Here is a 15,226-nt window from a genome sequence, read left to right as displayed (position 1 = left end):
CGGATCGCACCGGTGGCGAGGCGGGCACAGTATCGCGGCCGCCACCGCACCGGCACACATCGTAGTGCGTGGCATCCCGAGGGTGTCTCGCCTGGCGCTTAGCCGAGATCGACCGGGATGAAAATCTGTTGCCCGTCGCGCTGCACGAGCAACGCGACGTTATTGCCCGCCTTCTTGAGCTTGTCGCTCAGTTGCGAAGCGCTGGTTACCGGTGTGCCGTTGAGCGACAGGATGATGTCGCCCGGCTGCACCCCTGCCTGTTCGGCCGGGCCGCCGACACGCGCCACCAGCAGACCGTTCGCCACCTGGGCGGCGCGCTTCTCGTCGGGCGAGAGCTCGCGTACCGCGAGACCCAGCCGGCCATGCGTGGCCGAGTCGTCATTGCTCGCAACGTCCTTCTGCTCACTCAGCGCCGCCACCGTCACGCTCACCTCCTGCTTCGCGCCATTGCGCCACACGGTCAGTGTCGCCTTCTGGCCCGGACGCATGTCGGCAATCTTCTCGGGCAACTGCACCGAATCGTCGATGGTCGTGCCGTTGACCGCCAGAATCACGTCGCCCGGCTTCAGATCCGACTTCGCCGCAGGGCCATTCTTGTCGATGGACGAGACCAGCGCCCCCGTAGGCTTGGGCAAGCCGAACGATTTCGCCAACGACTGGTTCACCTCCTGAATCGCCACACCGATCCGGCCGCGACTCACCTTGCCATACTGCTGGAGCTGCGACTTGACCTTCATCGCCATGTCGATCGGAATGGCGAACGACAAGCCCTGGAAACCACCGGTGCGCGAATAGATCATCGAGTTGATGCCGATGACTTCGCCATTCAGATTGAACAGCGGCCCGCCCGAGTTACCCGGATTGACCGGCACGTCCGTCTGAATGAACGGTGTGTAGTTCTCGTCGGGCAACGCGCGAGCCTTCGCCGACACGATGCCCGCCGTCACGGTGTTATCGAAGCCGTAGGGCGACCCGATGGCCACCACCCATTCGCCGGCCTTCGACTTCGACGGATCGCCAATCTTCACCGTGGGCAGATCCGTCGCGGCAATCTTGAGCAACGCCACATCGCTCGCCTTGTCACTCCCCACGACCTTGGCCTTGAACTCGCGCTTGTCGGTGAGCTTCACCGTGACCTGACTCGCATCGTCAACCACGTGTGCGTTCGTGAGGATGTAGCCGTCCGGGCTCACGATAAAGCCCGAACCGAGACTGCGTGTCGTCGCGCTGCTGCCATCGTCCCCGTCGCCGCTGCCACCGCCGCCATCATTGCCCGGCGCGCCGTAGAAGCGACGGAAGAACTGGAACAACGGATCGTTCTGATCCATGCCCGGCGGCATCGGAATCACGGCAGAACCCCGTGCCGCCGAAGGTTTCCCATCGTGCGTCACACTAATGTTGACTACGGCCGGTCCGTATTGTTCCGCCAGTTGCGAGAAGTCAGGCACCAGCATGCGCGGCGCGGTGTTCTGCGCGTTGGCGGCAGGCGTTGCCAGCGCCGCATTGGCGTCGCTGACCATCTCTGAGGCCATCGGTGCCTGCCAATGCTGGCGGCCCGCCACGTAACCACCGGTCAAGGCGACGAGCACAGCACCGGCAACCAGCGTGCGAGTGAGTTTCGAGGTCCGCATAAGTCTCTCCTTACTGACGATCACGTTTGACATGACTGTGATCGTAAGGAGGCTCCCTTAAGGCAACCTTAAGGCCCTCGAAAATGTGACGCATCGAATGCTGCCACACGCCATCCTGAGTGCCATGCGTTACGGCAGCAGGCGTTTGAAGGGACATCTCGCGTCGTTCGCCTTGCGCGCGACGCATACCGCTGCCTACGGTGGCGGAGTGGCGCAATTCCGCGTCGCAAGTTTTCGACTCCAGGAGACTCACCATGCCTACGAACGACACCACGCTTCGCCGCTATCGCTACGCAGCTCGCTGGATGGGATGGGCCGGGGCTACGCTTTGCCTGAGTTTCGCGTTTTCAGTGAACGCGGCCCCCGGCAATGGCGTAGGCACGCAAGGCCCCGCAGACTCGACGCCGACGCAAGGTCAGATGCCGGGGCAGATGCAAGGCCAGAATGGCCACTGCACGCCAGACACGCCCTCCGATCAGGCGATTGTCGGCAAGTCACTCGCGCAAGCCAAATCGATGCTGCAAGGCTGCCCGTGGCGCATTGGCATGCAAGACGGCAAGGTCATGCCGACCACGCGCGATTACCGGCCCGATCGCCGCACGCTCACGATTGAAAACGACAAGGTCACGAACGTGACGCGCGGATGAGTTCCGGCTTCCACCGAAGGCGCGGTGCGTCAATGCACCGCGCAATGTCATGCGCCGTCGGTGCGATTGCCGTCACAGCGCAACGCATCGATGTCCGGCAACGCGAGCCGGGCGCGGCACGCGCAGGGCGTCTGGCGCGCCTCGCCGCGATCGTCAAAGCGCGGGCGGCGGTGCCGATGCCACGCCACCGAAGCTCACCCGTACCCGCAGCCCTTTTCCGCTGCGCGCGTCGAACAACGCCACGTGTGCGCCATGCGCATGCGCGATGTTACGCACGATGGCGAGCCCTAATCCACTGCCCTGCGCACGCGGCCCGCCTGTGTCGTCCGGTGTCAGCGCGTCTGACGGTTGCACCGGATGCCCTTGTCCGGCCCCGTCTGCCGACGCCGCCCCTCCGCGGAAGAACCGGTCGAATACGCGCTCGCGCTCGGCCGGTGCAATGCCCGGGCCGGTATCTTCAATCTCGACGACCGGCGCCGGCGTTGCCGCCACCAGACGAACGTCCACATGACCACCGCGTGGTGTGTATTTCAGCGCGTTGTCGACGAGATTGCCGAACAGGGTCTGCAACGCGTTTGCATCGCCGCGCACGCGGCTGATCGCGGCTAACGCTTCGGGCGCATCCAGCCCGAGATCGATGCCACGGGCGACGGCCAGTGCTGCGTGGTGCGCCACGACATCCCGCAGCAGTGGGGCGAGCGGCATCTCGACGAAGGCAGCGGCGGCGCGCGTGGCGTCCGGCTCCTGTCTCGCGAGCGTGAGCAATTGCGCCACCATTTGCGAGGCACGCCGCACGCCATCTCGCAAATCGCGCATCGCCTCGGTCCGCTCCGTCTCCGTATGCGCCCTGTCGAGCAACTGCACCTGCAGTTGCAACGCAGCGAGCGGCGTGCGCAATTCGTGTGCAGCATCGGCCACGAAGGCCTTTTGCTGCATGAGCGCCTCGTCGAGCCTTCCCAGCAAGCTGTTTAGCGCGCGTACCAGCGGGCGCACCTCGTCAGGCAATCCGGCTTCGGGCAATGCCTCCAGCGCCCCCGGCGCACGCGCGTCGAGCGCTTTGGTCACACGGCGCAGCGGCTGCAAGCCACGCCCGACCACGATCCAGACGAGCAATGCCAGCAGTGGCATCGCCACTACCAGCGGCAGCAAGGTGCGTAACGCCATCGACACGGCGAGCGAATCGCGAATGACCATCGGCTGCGCCAGTTGCACGACGTTATCGCCAACCAGCGCCGCGTAGACACGCCAGTCGCCCGCTGGCGTCTGCACCGTGGTGAAGCCGAGTTCGGCGCGCGGTGGCAACGGCGCGCGCGGATGCGAGTAATACAGCTCGACACCGTTGCGGCTCCATATCTGGATGACGAGACCGCCCGGGTCACTGTGCTCGCCCGGCACGCTCGAGAAGGGCTCCGCAGGCAACGACAGCGCCATCTGCTGTAACTGGAAGTCGAACAGGGCGTTCGCCTCGGTCCGCGCCTGACGGAAGATCGCAATGCCCGCGAGCAGCAACGCCACCGCCAGCGTCATCAGCAAGCCGACGAGAAGACGACGGCGAATCGAGCGCATCAGTTCGCCTCCCGTGACGCAGGGCCGGCCGACGCCGGTGTCTGCCCCATTTGCGCGGGCATCATATAGCCGACGCCACGCACAGTGCGGATGGCATCGGCCCCCAGCTTCTTGCGTAGCCCGTGAATGTGAACTTCGACAGCGTTGCTCGCCACTTCTTCGCCCCAGCCATAGATACGTTCTTCGAGTTGTGCCTTGGACAGCACGGCGCCCGGACGGTTGAGCAGCGCTTCGAGCACCGCATACTCGCGTGCGGAAAGCGCGACGGGCGCCCCACCACACGTCACTTGTCGGGTCGCAGGGTCGAGCACGATGCCGCCGTGACGCAGCAGCGGCTCGCTGCGCCCGGCCTGACGACGCACCAGCGCACGCAGACGCGCCGCCAACTCGTCGAGATCGAACGGTTTGACGAGGTAGTCATCGGCCCCCGCATCGAGTCCTTTCACACGGTCGGCGACCGCGTCTCGTGCCGTCGCGATGAGTACCGGCAGCGTCTGACCGCGCGCGCGCAACGTCCGCAACACATCGATGCCGTCACGACGCGGCAGACCGAGGTCGAGCAGCAGTGCGTCATACGACTCGAGCGAGAGCGCATCGAGCGCACGCTGCCCGTCACCGACATGATCGACGGTCCAGCCGTCCTGGCGCAGACCTTTCACGACGGCCGCGGCAATCATCGCATCGTCTTCCACCAACAAAATTCGCATGGCTTGGGCACCGGTTGAGACCATCTCCGGGCGTCACTGGCCGCACAGGCAACATTGTTTGATGGCGTGCATGTTGCCTATGCGTGACACTCGCTGGATTTCGACCCATTGTAGCGACAGTTCGTTGCATGACCGACTTACAATGGCACGCATGCTGCCGCAATGTCAGACGCACGTTGCGGCCCGCGAACCTAAATCATCGCTTCGCCGCCGCGTCCGCATCGCTTTGCCTGGGCACCCGCTGCATTCAGGCCGAACGGTTTCGCTGCGCGCAACACTGGAGAACTTCGCCCGTCATGCGCGTCCCTCGCTTGTCCAGCAGCGCCCCACGCTCCCCCATTTCTCTGCATTCGTTGGCGTCGCCTCGTGTCATGAGCGACGTCGCGCGCGTGTGCTGCGCGGCGCTGACGCTCGTGATACTCGTGAGTGCCCCCGTGCAGGCGAAACCCGTCAAGCACGCGAAGACGCCCAAGGTGCCGGTCGCCCCGGCACGGGCCACACCGCTGCCGCCTGAGCTGTCGCGTGCGCTCGCGGCAAGCAAGGTGCCCGCTTCAAACGTGAGCGTGATCGTCGCGAAGGTCGACAATCCGCTTCAAACGCGCGGGGTGATCGCATCGCCGCTGCTCGCCGTCAATCCGAACGTGCCACGCAATCCGGCCTCGACGATGAAACTCGTCACGACGATTGCTGCGCTCGACACGCTCGGTCCCGACTACCGCTGGCGCACGCAGGCGTTCACCGACGGACAGTCTGACGGCCGCACGCTCAACGGCAACTTGTACTTCAAAGGCTCGGGAGATCCGAAGCTCGTGCCGGAAGAGATGCAGAAGCTCGTCGCGGAACTGCACAACGCAGGCGTGACGAACATCAATGGCGACCTCGTGCTCGACCGGTCGGCCTACAGCTCGGACATTGGCGCAACGGGTGCCATCGACGGTGGCGATGACCGGCCGTACAACGTCGCCCCCGATCCGTTGCTGTATTCGTTCAAGGCTGTCTCGTTCAGCTTCACCGGCAATCCGAACGGCACTGTCGACGTGGGCGTGCTGCCGCCGTTGGCGAATTTGCAGATCGCGAATGAGATGTCGTCGACCGCAGCCGGCAACTGCGGCGACTGGCTCACCCGCATTCATCCCACGCTGAACACGACCCCCGATGGCGCGTATGTCGCGCATTTCTCAGGCACATATCCGGCGTCCTGCGAAGACAAGGGCTGGAACGTGGCGGCTCCGGATCGCGATCGCTTCTTCCTCGGCGGCTTCCGCGCCTTGTGGCAAGCCTCGGGCGGACAGTTCAACGGCAGCGTGCGCACGGGCGTCGTGCCGCCGGGCGCGCGGCTGCTTGTCACGCATCGGGGCCAGACGCTGGCCGAAGTCGTGCACGACATGAACAAGTTCAGCAACAACGTGATGGCGCGTCAGTTGTTCCTGACACTCGGTCTCGCCGCCGACAACAACCGCACACCCGCGAGCCTCGCGCGCTCGCGCGATGTGCTCAACCGCTGGCTCGACAAAATCGACCTCGCCATGCCGGGGCTCGTCGTCGAAAACGGCTCGGGCCTGTCGCGCATCGAGCGCATCAGTGCCGCCGAGCTGGCGCGCCTGCTGCAACACGGCATCAATAGCCCGACCGGACAGGTTCTCGTGGAGTCGATGCCGACCGTCGGTGTCGACGGCACCATGCGCAACCGCCTGATGAACCGCGACGTGGCCGGCAATGCGCACATCAAGACCGGCACGCTTGACGACGTGAGCGCAGTGGCCGGCTATGTCGGCACGCGTTCGGGTGACATCTACGTCGTGGTCTCGCTGGTCAACGACCCACGCGCGAGCAATGCTCGAGCGTTTCACGACGCGCTCATCTCGTGGGTGTACGAAAACGGCCGCTGACCAGCACGCCGCATCGGCCCGGCGCGCGAAGACGGAGCATTTGACGTTTCCCTCTAACTGGCATGCCGACCCGCCGCATTCCGGTCAGAATAGACGTTCCATCGGTGCCACCTTCGCCCGCATCCGCCAAGAGGCGAGGGGCACCGGTTCAGATGACCCCATCGTGAGGAGACACGAGGTCATGAACGTCGAGTTGATTCTGCTGGCGCTCGCCCCGGTGTTCGTGTTGTGCATTGGCATCGAAGCCTGGTATTGGCGACGCCGCCGCCCCGGCATGTACAGCCTGAAGGACACCATCAGCAACGCCACGCTCGCCCTCATGCATCAGGGCGCGGACAAGCTGGCGTGGCTGCTGATCGTGCCGTTTTACGCGTGGCTGTATGACCATCACCGCATTTACACGATGCCGGCCGGATGGGTTGGGTTCCTGCTGCTCTTCGTCGTGCAGGACTTTCTCTACTACGTGTTTCATCGTGCCAGTCACCGTATACGGTGGATGTGGGCGGCCCACGTCGTACACCACTCGTCGGAACGGCTCAATTTGTCTACCGCGTTCCGTCAAAGCCTGATGTATCCGGTCGCAGGCATGTGGCTGTTCTGGACACCGATGGCGCTCATCGGCTTCACGCCGATACAGATCGTTGGCGTGGTGCTGCTCAATCTCGCCTTCCAGTTTTTCGTCCACACGCAGGCGATTCCGAAACTGGGCTGGCTCGAATATGTGCTGAATACACCGTCGATTCACCGTGCGCATCACGCACGCAATCCGCGTTACATCGACCGCAACTATGCGGGTGTGCTGGTCATCTGGGACCGGATGTTCGGGTCGTATGTGGAAGAAAGCGAGGCGGAGCCGTGCGAATTCGGCATCGTTGACCAGATCCATACGCACAACCCGATCACGCTGACGTTTCACGAATGGCGCACGATGGCACGCGACGTCTTCACGATGAAGGGATGGCGTAACAAGTGGATGGCATTGTTCGGGCCGCCCGAATGGCGGCACGCGTGGCAGGCGGCGCAATTGGCCACCGGACAGACCGCTACGGCATCGGAAGGCGGATTGCCGGGAAGCGTGGCGAACGCGGCGAACGTGGGAAGTGTGGGCAGCGTCGGGGCATCGCGCAAAACGCTGTGACGCGTTGCCCCGCTGCCGAATGGAAACTGACGCCCTACGCGCGCTCGAACGCCGCAGCGGCGCGGCCGAGACGGTCGCCGACTGCCGCCCACTCAGGCGTATCGGGCAGGCGCTCGAACAGGATGTGCGTCACGTTGGCGCGATCGAGCCGTCGCAGCATCGCGTAAAGGTCGGTCGCGAGTGCAGCAGGTGTCGCCGGCAGCACGATCGTCACCACATCGGCCGACGCGCCAACGCTGGCCGGTAGCGCCGCCAGCGTTGGCGCAAAGGCCACCACCGCCACGCGCTCGCCGTCAGGACGCACAGCCAGCGCCGGCGCGAATTGACTCGCGTCGCACAGATACAGCGGCGTGCGCGGCGCGTAATGCGCCTTGAGCGTGCCCGACGCGCGCGGTGCGTCGCTGTCCTGTCCGGGCAGTCGCGGCATCTCGCCCAATACCGCTGCGACCTGCTCGGGTGTGATGTGTCCGGGACGCAGCAACGCCGGGAAACCGCGCGACAAGTCCACAATCGTCGACTCGATACCCACGGCGGCCTCGCCGCCATCGAGCACATGCACGGTCACGCCCGGCAGTCCCGCGAACTCGTCGCGCACATGCTGTGCCGCAGTCGGGCTTACCTGACCGAAACGATTGGCCGACGGTGCAGCCACCCCACCCTGCCCGCCCTTGATCCGGGCAAACTCGCGCAGCAATGCCTGCGCCACCGGATGCGACGGGCAACGCAGCCCGACCGAATCCTGTCCACCGGAGACGGCATCGGGAATATGCGGTGCGCGCTTGAGAATCAGCGTGAGCGGGCCGGGCCAGAACGCGTCCATCAGCTTGCGCGCAGCAGGCGTGACGTCATCGCTCCAGTAACCGGGGTCACCTTCCGGCGAAAAGTGAACGATGACAGGATGATTCGCCGGGCGGCCCTTTGCAGCGTAGATCGCCGCGACGGCCGCCGGGTTCTCCGCATCGCCGCCGAGGCCGTAGACCGTTTCCGTCGGGAACGCGACCAGTTCACCGGCCGCGAGCTGTTCGGCCGCCTGCGTGATCGCGTCGGCTGGCGGCATCACGATGCGCGGCGCTTGGGGCGACGTCATCGCTCAGTCTTCCAACGGAATATTGAGGCTCGCCGCGGCCGTCACGCACGCCTTGCGGGCTTCGTCCAGCGACGCCCCGGCAAACGTGATGTGGCCCATCTTGCGGCCCACGCGGGCGTCTTCCTTGCCGTACAGATGCAGACGTGCCGACGGCAGCGCCACCACGTCGGCCCACGCCGGCGTGCGCGGCTGATCCTTGTGCGCGCCTTGGAACCATACGTCGCCAAGCACATTGAGCATCACAGCCGGCGAGTGTTGACGCGTCTCACCGAGCGGCAGCCCGGCCATCGCACGCACTTGCTGCTCGAACTGGCTGGCCGCACAGGCGTCGATCGTGTAGTGACCGCTGTTGTGCGGACGCGGCGCCATTTCATTGGCGACGAGCGAACCATCCTTGAGAATGAAGAACTCGACGCAAAGCACGCCCACGTAGTCCATCTTCGACGCAATCGTCGCCGCCGCAGCGCGTGCGGCGTCCGCCAGTACCGGGGCGGCGTCGGGTGCCGGGACGGTGGTCGTGGCGAGAATACCGTCGATATGCACGTTCTGTGCGAGCGGATACGTGGCAACCGAGCCATCGGCACCGCGTGCGCTCAGCACCGAGACTTCGAAGGCCAGCGCCAGGCGCTTTTCCAGCACACACGGCACGCCGCCAAGCGCCGCATAAGCGTCGCGGGCCTCGGCTACCGTGTTCACGCGCACCTGCCCCTTGCCGTCATAGCCCAGACGCGCCGTCTTCAGAATGCCAGGCAGCACCATCTCAATGGCCGCATCGCCGATGGCGGCCATCGCCTCGTTCGATTCGATGACCAGATGCGGCGCCACGGGCACACCGCAGCTTTCGATGAAACGCTTCTCTGCTACCCGATCCTGTGCAATCGCGACGCAACGCCCCGCGGGGCTCACGGTCGTGGAGGTTGCAAGGAAGTCGAGCGACTCGGCCGGCACATTCTCGAACTCGGTCGACACGGCAGGGCACAGCGCGGCCAGCTCGGAGAGCGCCGTCTCGTCGCGGTAGTCGGCGACGATCAGGCGATCGGCGACAGCACCCGCCGGACAGCGCGGGTCCGGATCGAGGACACAGACCCGATAGCCCATCGATTGCGCGGCAAAACAGAACATGCGGCCGAGTTGGCCGCCGCCCAGCATACCCAGCCATTGGCCGGGAAGGACAGGCGTAGCGGAGGCAGAATTCATCTTCGTTGAGGCGCTGACAGTAGCGGGGGACGTTCTTGTTTTTTACAGCGTGGGCAGCGACATGCCGCGCGCGGCTTCGGTCTGCTTCGCACGGAACGCGTCGAGCTTGCCGGCAAGCGTCTTGTCGTCGGCCGCGAGCATGGCGACTGCGAACAATGCCGCGTTGGCCGCGCCCGCCTCGCCGATGGCGAACGTGGCGACCGGCACGCCCTTGGGCATCTGGACGATCGAGAGCAGCGAATCTTCGCCGCGCAGATACTTGCTCGGCACCGGCACACCCAGCACCGGCACGGTCGTCTTGGCAGCGATCATGCCCGGCAGATGGGCGGCGCCGCCCGCCCCCGCGATAATCGCGACCAGGCCGCGCTCGCGGGCCGCTTCCGCATAACGGAACATGTCGTCCGGCATGCGATGCGCGGAGACAACCTGTGCCTCGTAAGGCACACCGAACTCGGCCAGAATGGCGGCCGCGTTCTTCATCACTTCCCAGTCCGAGTTGGACCCCATCACCACGCCAACGCGCGGCGCCACGGCTTGTTTCTCGCTCATGTCTTCGATGCCCCGCTCAGGCCAGTTGCTGGCCGGTCAGGCGCTCGAGCGCCTCGCGGTACTTGGCAGCCGTCTTCTCGATGACTTCGTCCGGCAGCTTCGGTGCAGGCGGCGTCTTGCCCCACGGCTGGGTCTCGAGCCAGTCACGCACGAACTGCTTGTCGAACGACGGCGGGTTGCTGCCCACAGCGTACGAATCGGCAGGCCAGAAACGCGAGGAATCGGCCGTCAGCGCTTCGTCCATGAGGTGAAGCTTGCCATCGTCGTCCAGACCGAATTCGAACTTCGTGTCGGCGATGATGATGCCACGCGTGGCCGCGTAAGCCGCCGCTTCCTTGTACAGACGAATCGAAATCTCGCGGATCTGCTCGGCGAGTTCGCGGCCGATGCGGCTCACCATGTCGTCGAAGCTGATGTTCTCGTCGTGCTCGCCCAGCTCGGCCTTGGCCGCCGGGGTGAAGATCGGCTCGGGCAGTTGCTGTGCATTTTGCAGACCAGCGGGCAACTTCACGCCGCACACGGCTCCCGTCGCCTGATAGTCCTTCCAGCCGCTGCCGGCCAGATAGCCACGCACCACGGCTTCCACGAGGATCGGTTTGAGGCGCTTGACGACGACCGCGCGGCCGGCGACCTGGCCGGCTTCGTCGGCGGACACCACCGTCTCGGGTGCCACGCCCGTCAGGTGATTCGGCACAACGTGCGCCAGCTTGTCGAACCAGAAGTTGGCCATCTGGTTGAGCACACGGCCCTTGCCCGGAATCGGCTCGCCCATGATCACGTCGAACGCCGAGAGGCGGTCCGTCGTTACGATCAGCAGCTTGTCGTCGCCGACGGCGTAGTTATCGCGCACTTTGCCGCGCGAGAGCAGCGGCAGGCTCTTGAGGGAGGATTCGTACAGGGCGTTCAGAGCGGGGGTAGTCACGGCGGGACCCAATGTCAGGAAGGGCAAAGGCGTAATTATACGCGCGTCGGGGGGCGATTCACGAAGATGTCGGCCCCCGGCGTGTCATCGGGCGGCGCGCCTGTGCCCCGACGCCGCTCCACCCGCCGGGTGTTGCCGTCGAGCCCCCGGCACCACGGCCGGTTGCCCCGCAGGACGATGACGGGCCGTCAGGCTTACCCAGCGCTGCGGCGAAATAGCGGCTCGAGCCTCGCCCTTTCGGCATCGCGCACAAGGAGCGCCACGACCGGGGCCCGTGAAATCGGGCTCGTCATCACACTGGAACGAAGACGGCATTGGCGATACCACTCGGCCACCGACGCGACATCGTAGTACTTGTTGTCGCAGGTCAGCCCTTCATCATCGACCGTCACCAACCGGATCGCGTTCTGATGGTCCGGTTCGATATCCTCCTGCGAGATCCGGTCGACATGGCCGTAGACGTAGCCGGAGTTCAGGAACCTGACACCACGCTGCACATCGAATTCATCGCAAATCCAGAGCAATGCCGTGCCGGGAGGCAAACCGCCGGAACTGAGTGCAGGCGAAACGCGGGCGAAATTGTCTTCGAGAAGTGTCGCCAGTGCACGGCGCGCAGCATCGCTGCCCCAGTCCACGCTGGCATATTGACCGGTGCTCAATTCGGGCAATCGCGCTTTGAGCAGATGGATTTTTCGCTCCTGATTGAGGTCTCCCCGCCCCGGGCTTCGAAGCAGATCGAGCAGCCTGACGAACTCGGCAATCAGATCGAAACTTCGGGCCGCCAGATTGATATGGTGATCGCTTTGACTGGCGCGTTGGCCGATGACTTGCTCGCTCAGGCGATTGCGCAGACTTGCCTCGCCCTGTTCCAGTTGCAGTGCCGCACTGGCGATCACGGCGCACGGACGGGCAATGCCGCTCTCCGAACAAACCAGTGCGATCTTGCCCGGATTCAACTGCATGAACTCCGCCACGCCCCGGCCAGCGTGCCACAGCGTCTCACTGGAAATCTGGGCATCAAAACGCTTCATGCCGGTGAATTCCATGAATCGCACGTGGGCCAGTCCGCCCTGGAGCGAGACGAGCGACTCCACCACGGCCGGGGTCTCGTCGGCGGGTTGCGCCGCCTTGGGACGCAACGTGCTGGCGATGTACCGGCTCACAGGCCGCTCCTGATAGCCCGATCCCGATGCCTGCGGCGCGGCACCTTTACCGCCATCGCTCATCGTGCCCGGCTCGACACAGAAGATTGCCCCGATCTGCGGGTTGGCCTTGAGCATACGCGTGAGCACCTGCCCCTCTGGCGGCGTTACCGAGGGCCCGACAACGAAACGGTGCCCACCCAGTTCGATCAGGCCGAAACGCGTGCATTTGCCGTCTACGCAGATCAACGCCGCCGGGTTGACGCCATGGTGTTGCGCCCAGCGCCGCGCCTCCGACCGGGGCCCCCAGTCGCGCGGCAGCTCATCGCGCCCCCAAAGGGGGATGGGCGCAGGCGTGCCATCGGACGGCGTCTTCTTTTCGTGCCAGTCGGCGGCCATGTCCAGCCGGCGAGCCGAACGACCGGACGAACCCGGCACAGGCTCAGGCGCAACGGCGGCGATGGGCGCGTTCGGAGATCGCTCAACACCGTTACGGTTCGCCATGGAAGTCATCTCCCCGGCCAGAGAAGTGCGCCCCGACGATGGTGGTGAGTTTTCGTTTGGATTGGGGGCTCCGAGACAACAGGTAACGACTTTGGGCAAGGACACGGGCATAGCGATCTCCAGGTAGCCATGAGGGCACGAGCGAATTTTCGAGGGGCTCAGGAGACTGCCACGCCGTCCGGCGCCGGACTTCGGGAATCGGCGGGTGACTGTCGTTTTGCACCGGCGTTGGCGTTTTCATGCGCTGTCGGGGCCGGGATTTCTCTGCCCCTCGACTTGCCCGGATGTTGCCTAGAATAGAAACGCTCACCCGAGCAAAGGGGACTGTCGTGACGAACGCATCGAATTCGAAAACTGTCCGGCAGCCGTGCGCCGGCCGCTTTGCCGCACGCCGTCTCGGCAACGGCCCGGGCGCCCGTCTGGGTGCCCGCCTGACGCTGGCGGCAGCCCTGACCTTCGCCAGTCTGCTCGCCTTTGCGCAGACGGCGGCGCCTGGCGCGACTGCGCCGGCGGCCACCGCCCACGCCCCGGCCCATCGGCCCGGGGCAGCGCACACATCGCCCGGCAATGCCGCGCCTCCCGCGGTCGCCGACACCACCGAGCGGCCCGTGCTACCCCGCCTCGTTGCCATCGCCCCCCCGGAGAACGACGACGATATTCCGCGCTTCGCCTTGTTCGCCGCGCGCGATATCGAGCAGTTGGGGTTGCAGTTTCCGGCGCAAAAGGGCGACACGCCAACGGATACCGAGGTCGTCATCACGATGAGCTTGCGCGACGGCGCAACCCTCCGGATGCGCGACTTCTCCCGTCAGCACATGAACGAACCGATGACGCTGATCGTCGACGGGGTGGAAATGCTCACCGCCACGATCCGCTCGGAACTGGGCGGCAAGTTCCAGTTGCAGATGCCAAAAGAAAAGGCCCGGCTTCTGTTCCAGCGCGTGCTGGCCAAAGCCGGGCCTGCGACCTGAGCAGCGTGCACGCCTGACGGGTTTGGGCCCGTCAACGCCACACCGCCCGAGCCGGGCAGCCAGCCATGCGGGACATGCCCGGCATGGCGATGATGCGTCTGATTACTTCACGATCTGAGCGAGATCGCCGCTCTTGTACTTCTCGGCCATCTTCTCGAGAGCGACCGGCTTGATCTTGCCTGCCTGCCCTTCGCAGCCGAACGACAGATAGCGTGCCTTGCAAACCAGCTTGGCCGCTTCGCGGGCCGGCTTGAGGTAATCGCGCGGGTCGAACTTGCTCGGGTTCTCGAACAGATAGCGACGGATCGCGCCGGTCATGGCCAGACGGATATCGGTATCGATGTTGATCTTGCGCACGCCGTGCTTGATGCCTTCGACGATCTCTTCGACCGGCACGCCGTACGTCTCTTTCATGTCGCCGCCAAATTCGCGGATCTCGGCGAGCAGCTCTTGCGGCACCGACGACGAACCGTGCATCACCAGGTGGGTGTTCGGAATGCGGCGGTGAATTTCCTTGATGCGGTCGATGGCGAGAATGTCGCCCGTCGGCTTGCGGCTGAACTTGTAAGCGCCGTGCGAGGTACCGATGGCAATAGCCAGCGCGTCGCACTGCGTCTGATGCACGAAGTCGGCAGCCTGATCCGGGTCAGTCAGCAGTTGCTCGCGGGTCATCGTGCCGTCGGCGCCGTGGCCGTCTTCCTTATCGCCCTTCATCGTTTCGAGCGAACCCAGCACGCCCAGCTCGGCTTCCACCGTCACGCCGATGTAGTGCGAGAACTCGACCACTTTCTTCGACACTTCGACGTTGTACTCGTAGCTGGCGACCGACTTGCCATCGGCTTCGAGCGAGCCGTCCATCATCACGCTCGAGAAACCGCTCTTGATCGCGGCCATGCACACGGCCGGCGATTGGCCGTGATCCTGGTGCATCACCACCGGAATGTGCGGGTAGGCTTCCACGGCCGCCGAAATCAGGTGACGCAGGAACGCTTCGCCAGCGTACTTACGGGCACCGGCCGAGGCCTGCATGATGACCGGCGCGCCGACTTCGTCGGCGGCGGCCATGATGGCGGAAACCTGCTCCAGATTGTTGACATTGAAGGCCGGCAGACCGTAGCCGTTTTCGGCGGCATGGTCGAGCAGCTGTCGCATAGAGACTAGGGGCATGATGTTCTCCTTGGAATCACAAAACTAAGCAAATCTTTCCTCGATCCAGAGGCGCCCCTCATGACGACGGCTCGCGGATGGCGCGACGTGTGCTAACACGCCTCGGCGC

At 64.8% G+C, this 15,226-nt stretch carries 13 protein-coding genes; 4 read left to right on the top strand and 9 right to left on the bottom strand.

Going from position 1 to position 15,226, the window contains the following annotated elements; genetic code table 11:
- Window positions 1-98: 98 nt before the first annotated feature.
- Window positions 99-1,631 carry a DegQ family serine endoprotease gene (locus PBR20603_RS13365; RefSeq protein ID WP_150560014.1) on the bottom strand — a complete coding sequence of 511 codons (1,533 nt, stop codon included), beginning with the start codon at window positions 1,629-1,631 and terminating at the stop codon, window positions 99-101.
- A gap of 254 nt (window positions 1,632-1,885) precedes the next feature.
- Here PBR20603_RS13365 and PBR20603_RS13360 point away from each other — a divergent pair, with 254 nt between their 5' ends.
- Window positions 1,886-2,278, top strand: a complete 393-nt coding sequence (locus PBR20603_RS13360) for a hypothetical protein (RefSeq protein ID WP_150560013.1) — start codon at window positions 1,886-1,888, stop codon at window positions 2,276-2,278.
- 153 nt (window positions 2,279-2,431) lie between these two features.
- Here the strand turns inward: PBR20603_RS13360 and PBR20603_RS13355 are convergent, their stop codons facing one another.
- Entirely contained in the window at window positions 2,432-3,844 is a 1,413-nt protein-coding gene (locus PBR20603_RS13355; protein WP_150560012.1) for an ATP-binding protein, read from the bottom strand.
- The gene (locus PBR20603_RS13350) at window positions 3,844-4,551 is read right to left on the bottom strand and encodes a response regulator (RefSeq protein WP_150560011.1); all 708 of its coding nucleotides are present in this window, start codon (window positions 4,549-4,551) and stop codon (window positions 3,844-3,846) included. The genes PBR20603_RS13355 and PBR20603_RS13350 overlap by 1 nt, the downstream gene beginning before the upstream one ends.
- A 371-nt stretch (window positions 4,552-4,922) precedes the next feature.
- On the opposite strand from PBR20603_RS13350, the gene dacB reads away from it, so the two are divergent.
- Complete coding sequence (gene dacB, locus PBR20603_RS13345; protein ID WP_174977913.1) at window positions 4,923-6,440, top strand: D-alanyl-D-alanine carboxypeptidase/D-alanyl-D-alanine endopeptidase; 1,518 nt, start codon at window positions 4,923-4,925, stop codon at window positions 6,438-6,440.
- 181 nt (window positions 6,441-6,621) lie between these two features.
- Window positions 6,622-7,578 (top strand): sterol desaturase family protein, encoded by a 957-nt coding sequence (locus PBR20603_RS13340; protein WP_150560009.1) that lies wholly within the window; start codon window positions 6,622-6,624, stop codon window positions 7,576-7,578.
- Window positions 7,579-7,612: 34 nt separating this feature from the next.
- Here the strand turns inward: PBR20603_RS13340 and PBR20603_RS13335 are convergent, their stop codons facing one another.
- The 5 genes from PBR20603_RS13335 to PBR20603_RS13315 form a co-directional block, all read right to left on the bottom strand.
- Window positions 7,613-8,665: an L-threonylcarbamoyladenylate synthase gene (locus tag PBR20603_RS13335; protein ID WP_150560008.1), complete on the bottom strand. Its 1,053-nt coding sequence runs from the start codon at window positions 8,663-8,665 to the stop codon at window positions 7,613-7,615.
- A 3-nt stretch (window positions 8,666-8,668) separates the two neighbouring features.
- Window positions 8,669-9,862 carry a 5-(carboxyamino)imidazole ribonucleotide synthase gene (locus PBR20603_RS13330; protein WP_150560007.1) on the bottom strand — a complete coding sequence of 398 codons (1,194 nt, stop codon included), beginning with the start codon at window positions 9,860-9,862 and terminating at the stop codon, window positions 8,669-8,671.
- Between the two features lie 42 nt (window positions 9,863-9,904).
- Window positions 9,905-10,411 carry a 5-(carboxyamino)imidazole ribonucleotide mutase gene (gene purE / locus PBR20603_RS13325; RefSeq protein WP_150560006.1) on the bottom strand — a complete coding sequence of 169 codons (507 nt, stop codon included), beginning with the start codon at window positions 10,409-10,411 and terminating at the stop codon, window positions 9,905-9,907.
- 16 nt (window positions 10,412-10,427) lie between these two features.
- Window positions 10,428-11,318, bottom strand: coding sequence for a phosphoribosylaminoimidazolesuccinocarboxamide synthase (locus PBR20603_RS13320; protein WP_150560155.1), 891 nt, complete (start codon window positions 11,316-11,318; stop codon window positions 10,428-10,430).
- Between the two features lie 209 nt (window positions 11,319-11,527).
- The gene (locus tag PBR20603_RS13315) at window positions 11,528-12,979 is read right to left on the bottom strand and encodes a hypothetical protein (RefSeq protein ID WP_150560005.1); all 1,452 of its coding nucleotides are present in this window, start codon (window positions 12,977-12,979) and stop codon (window positions 11,528-11,530) included.
- A 329-nt stretch (window positions 12,980-13,308) separates the two neighbouring features.
- Here PBR20603_RS13315 and PBR20603_RS13310 point away from each other — a divergent pair, with 329 nt between their 5' ends.
- On the top strand, window positions 13,309-13,950 hold the full coding sequence (locus PBR20603_RS13310; protein WP_150560004.1) for a hypothetical protein: 642 nt from the start codon (window positions 13,309-13,311) through the stop codon (window positions 13,948-13,950).
- A gap of 102 nt (window positions 13,951-14,052) precedes the next feature.
- Here the strand turns inward: PBR20603_RS13310 and fba are convergent, their stop codons facing one another.
- On the bottom strand, window positions 14,053-15,117 hold the full coding sequence (gene fba, locus PBR20603_RS13305) for a class II fructose-bisphosphate aldolase (protein ID WP_010808468.1): 1,065 nt from the start codon (window positions 15,115-15,117) through the stop codon (window positions 14,053-14,055).
- Window positions 15,118-15,226: the final 109 nt, after the last annotated feature.

The organism is Pandoraea bronchicola (assembly GCF_902459805.1).
Taxonomy (GTDB): Bacteria; Pseudomonadota; Gammaproteobacteria; order Burkholderiales; family Burkholderiaceae; genus Pandoraea; species Pandoraea bronchicola.
The sequence above is the reverse complement of the archived record's forward strand: the minus strand, read 5'-3'. Positions and strand labels throughout refer to the sequence as shown.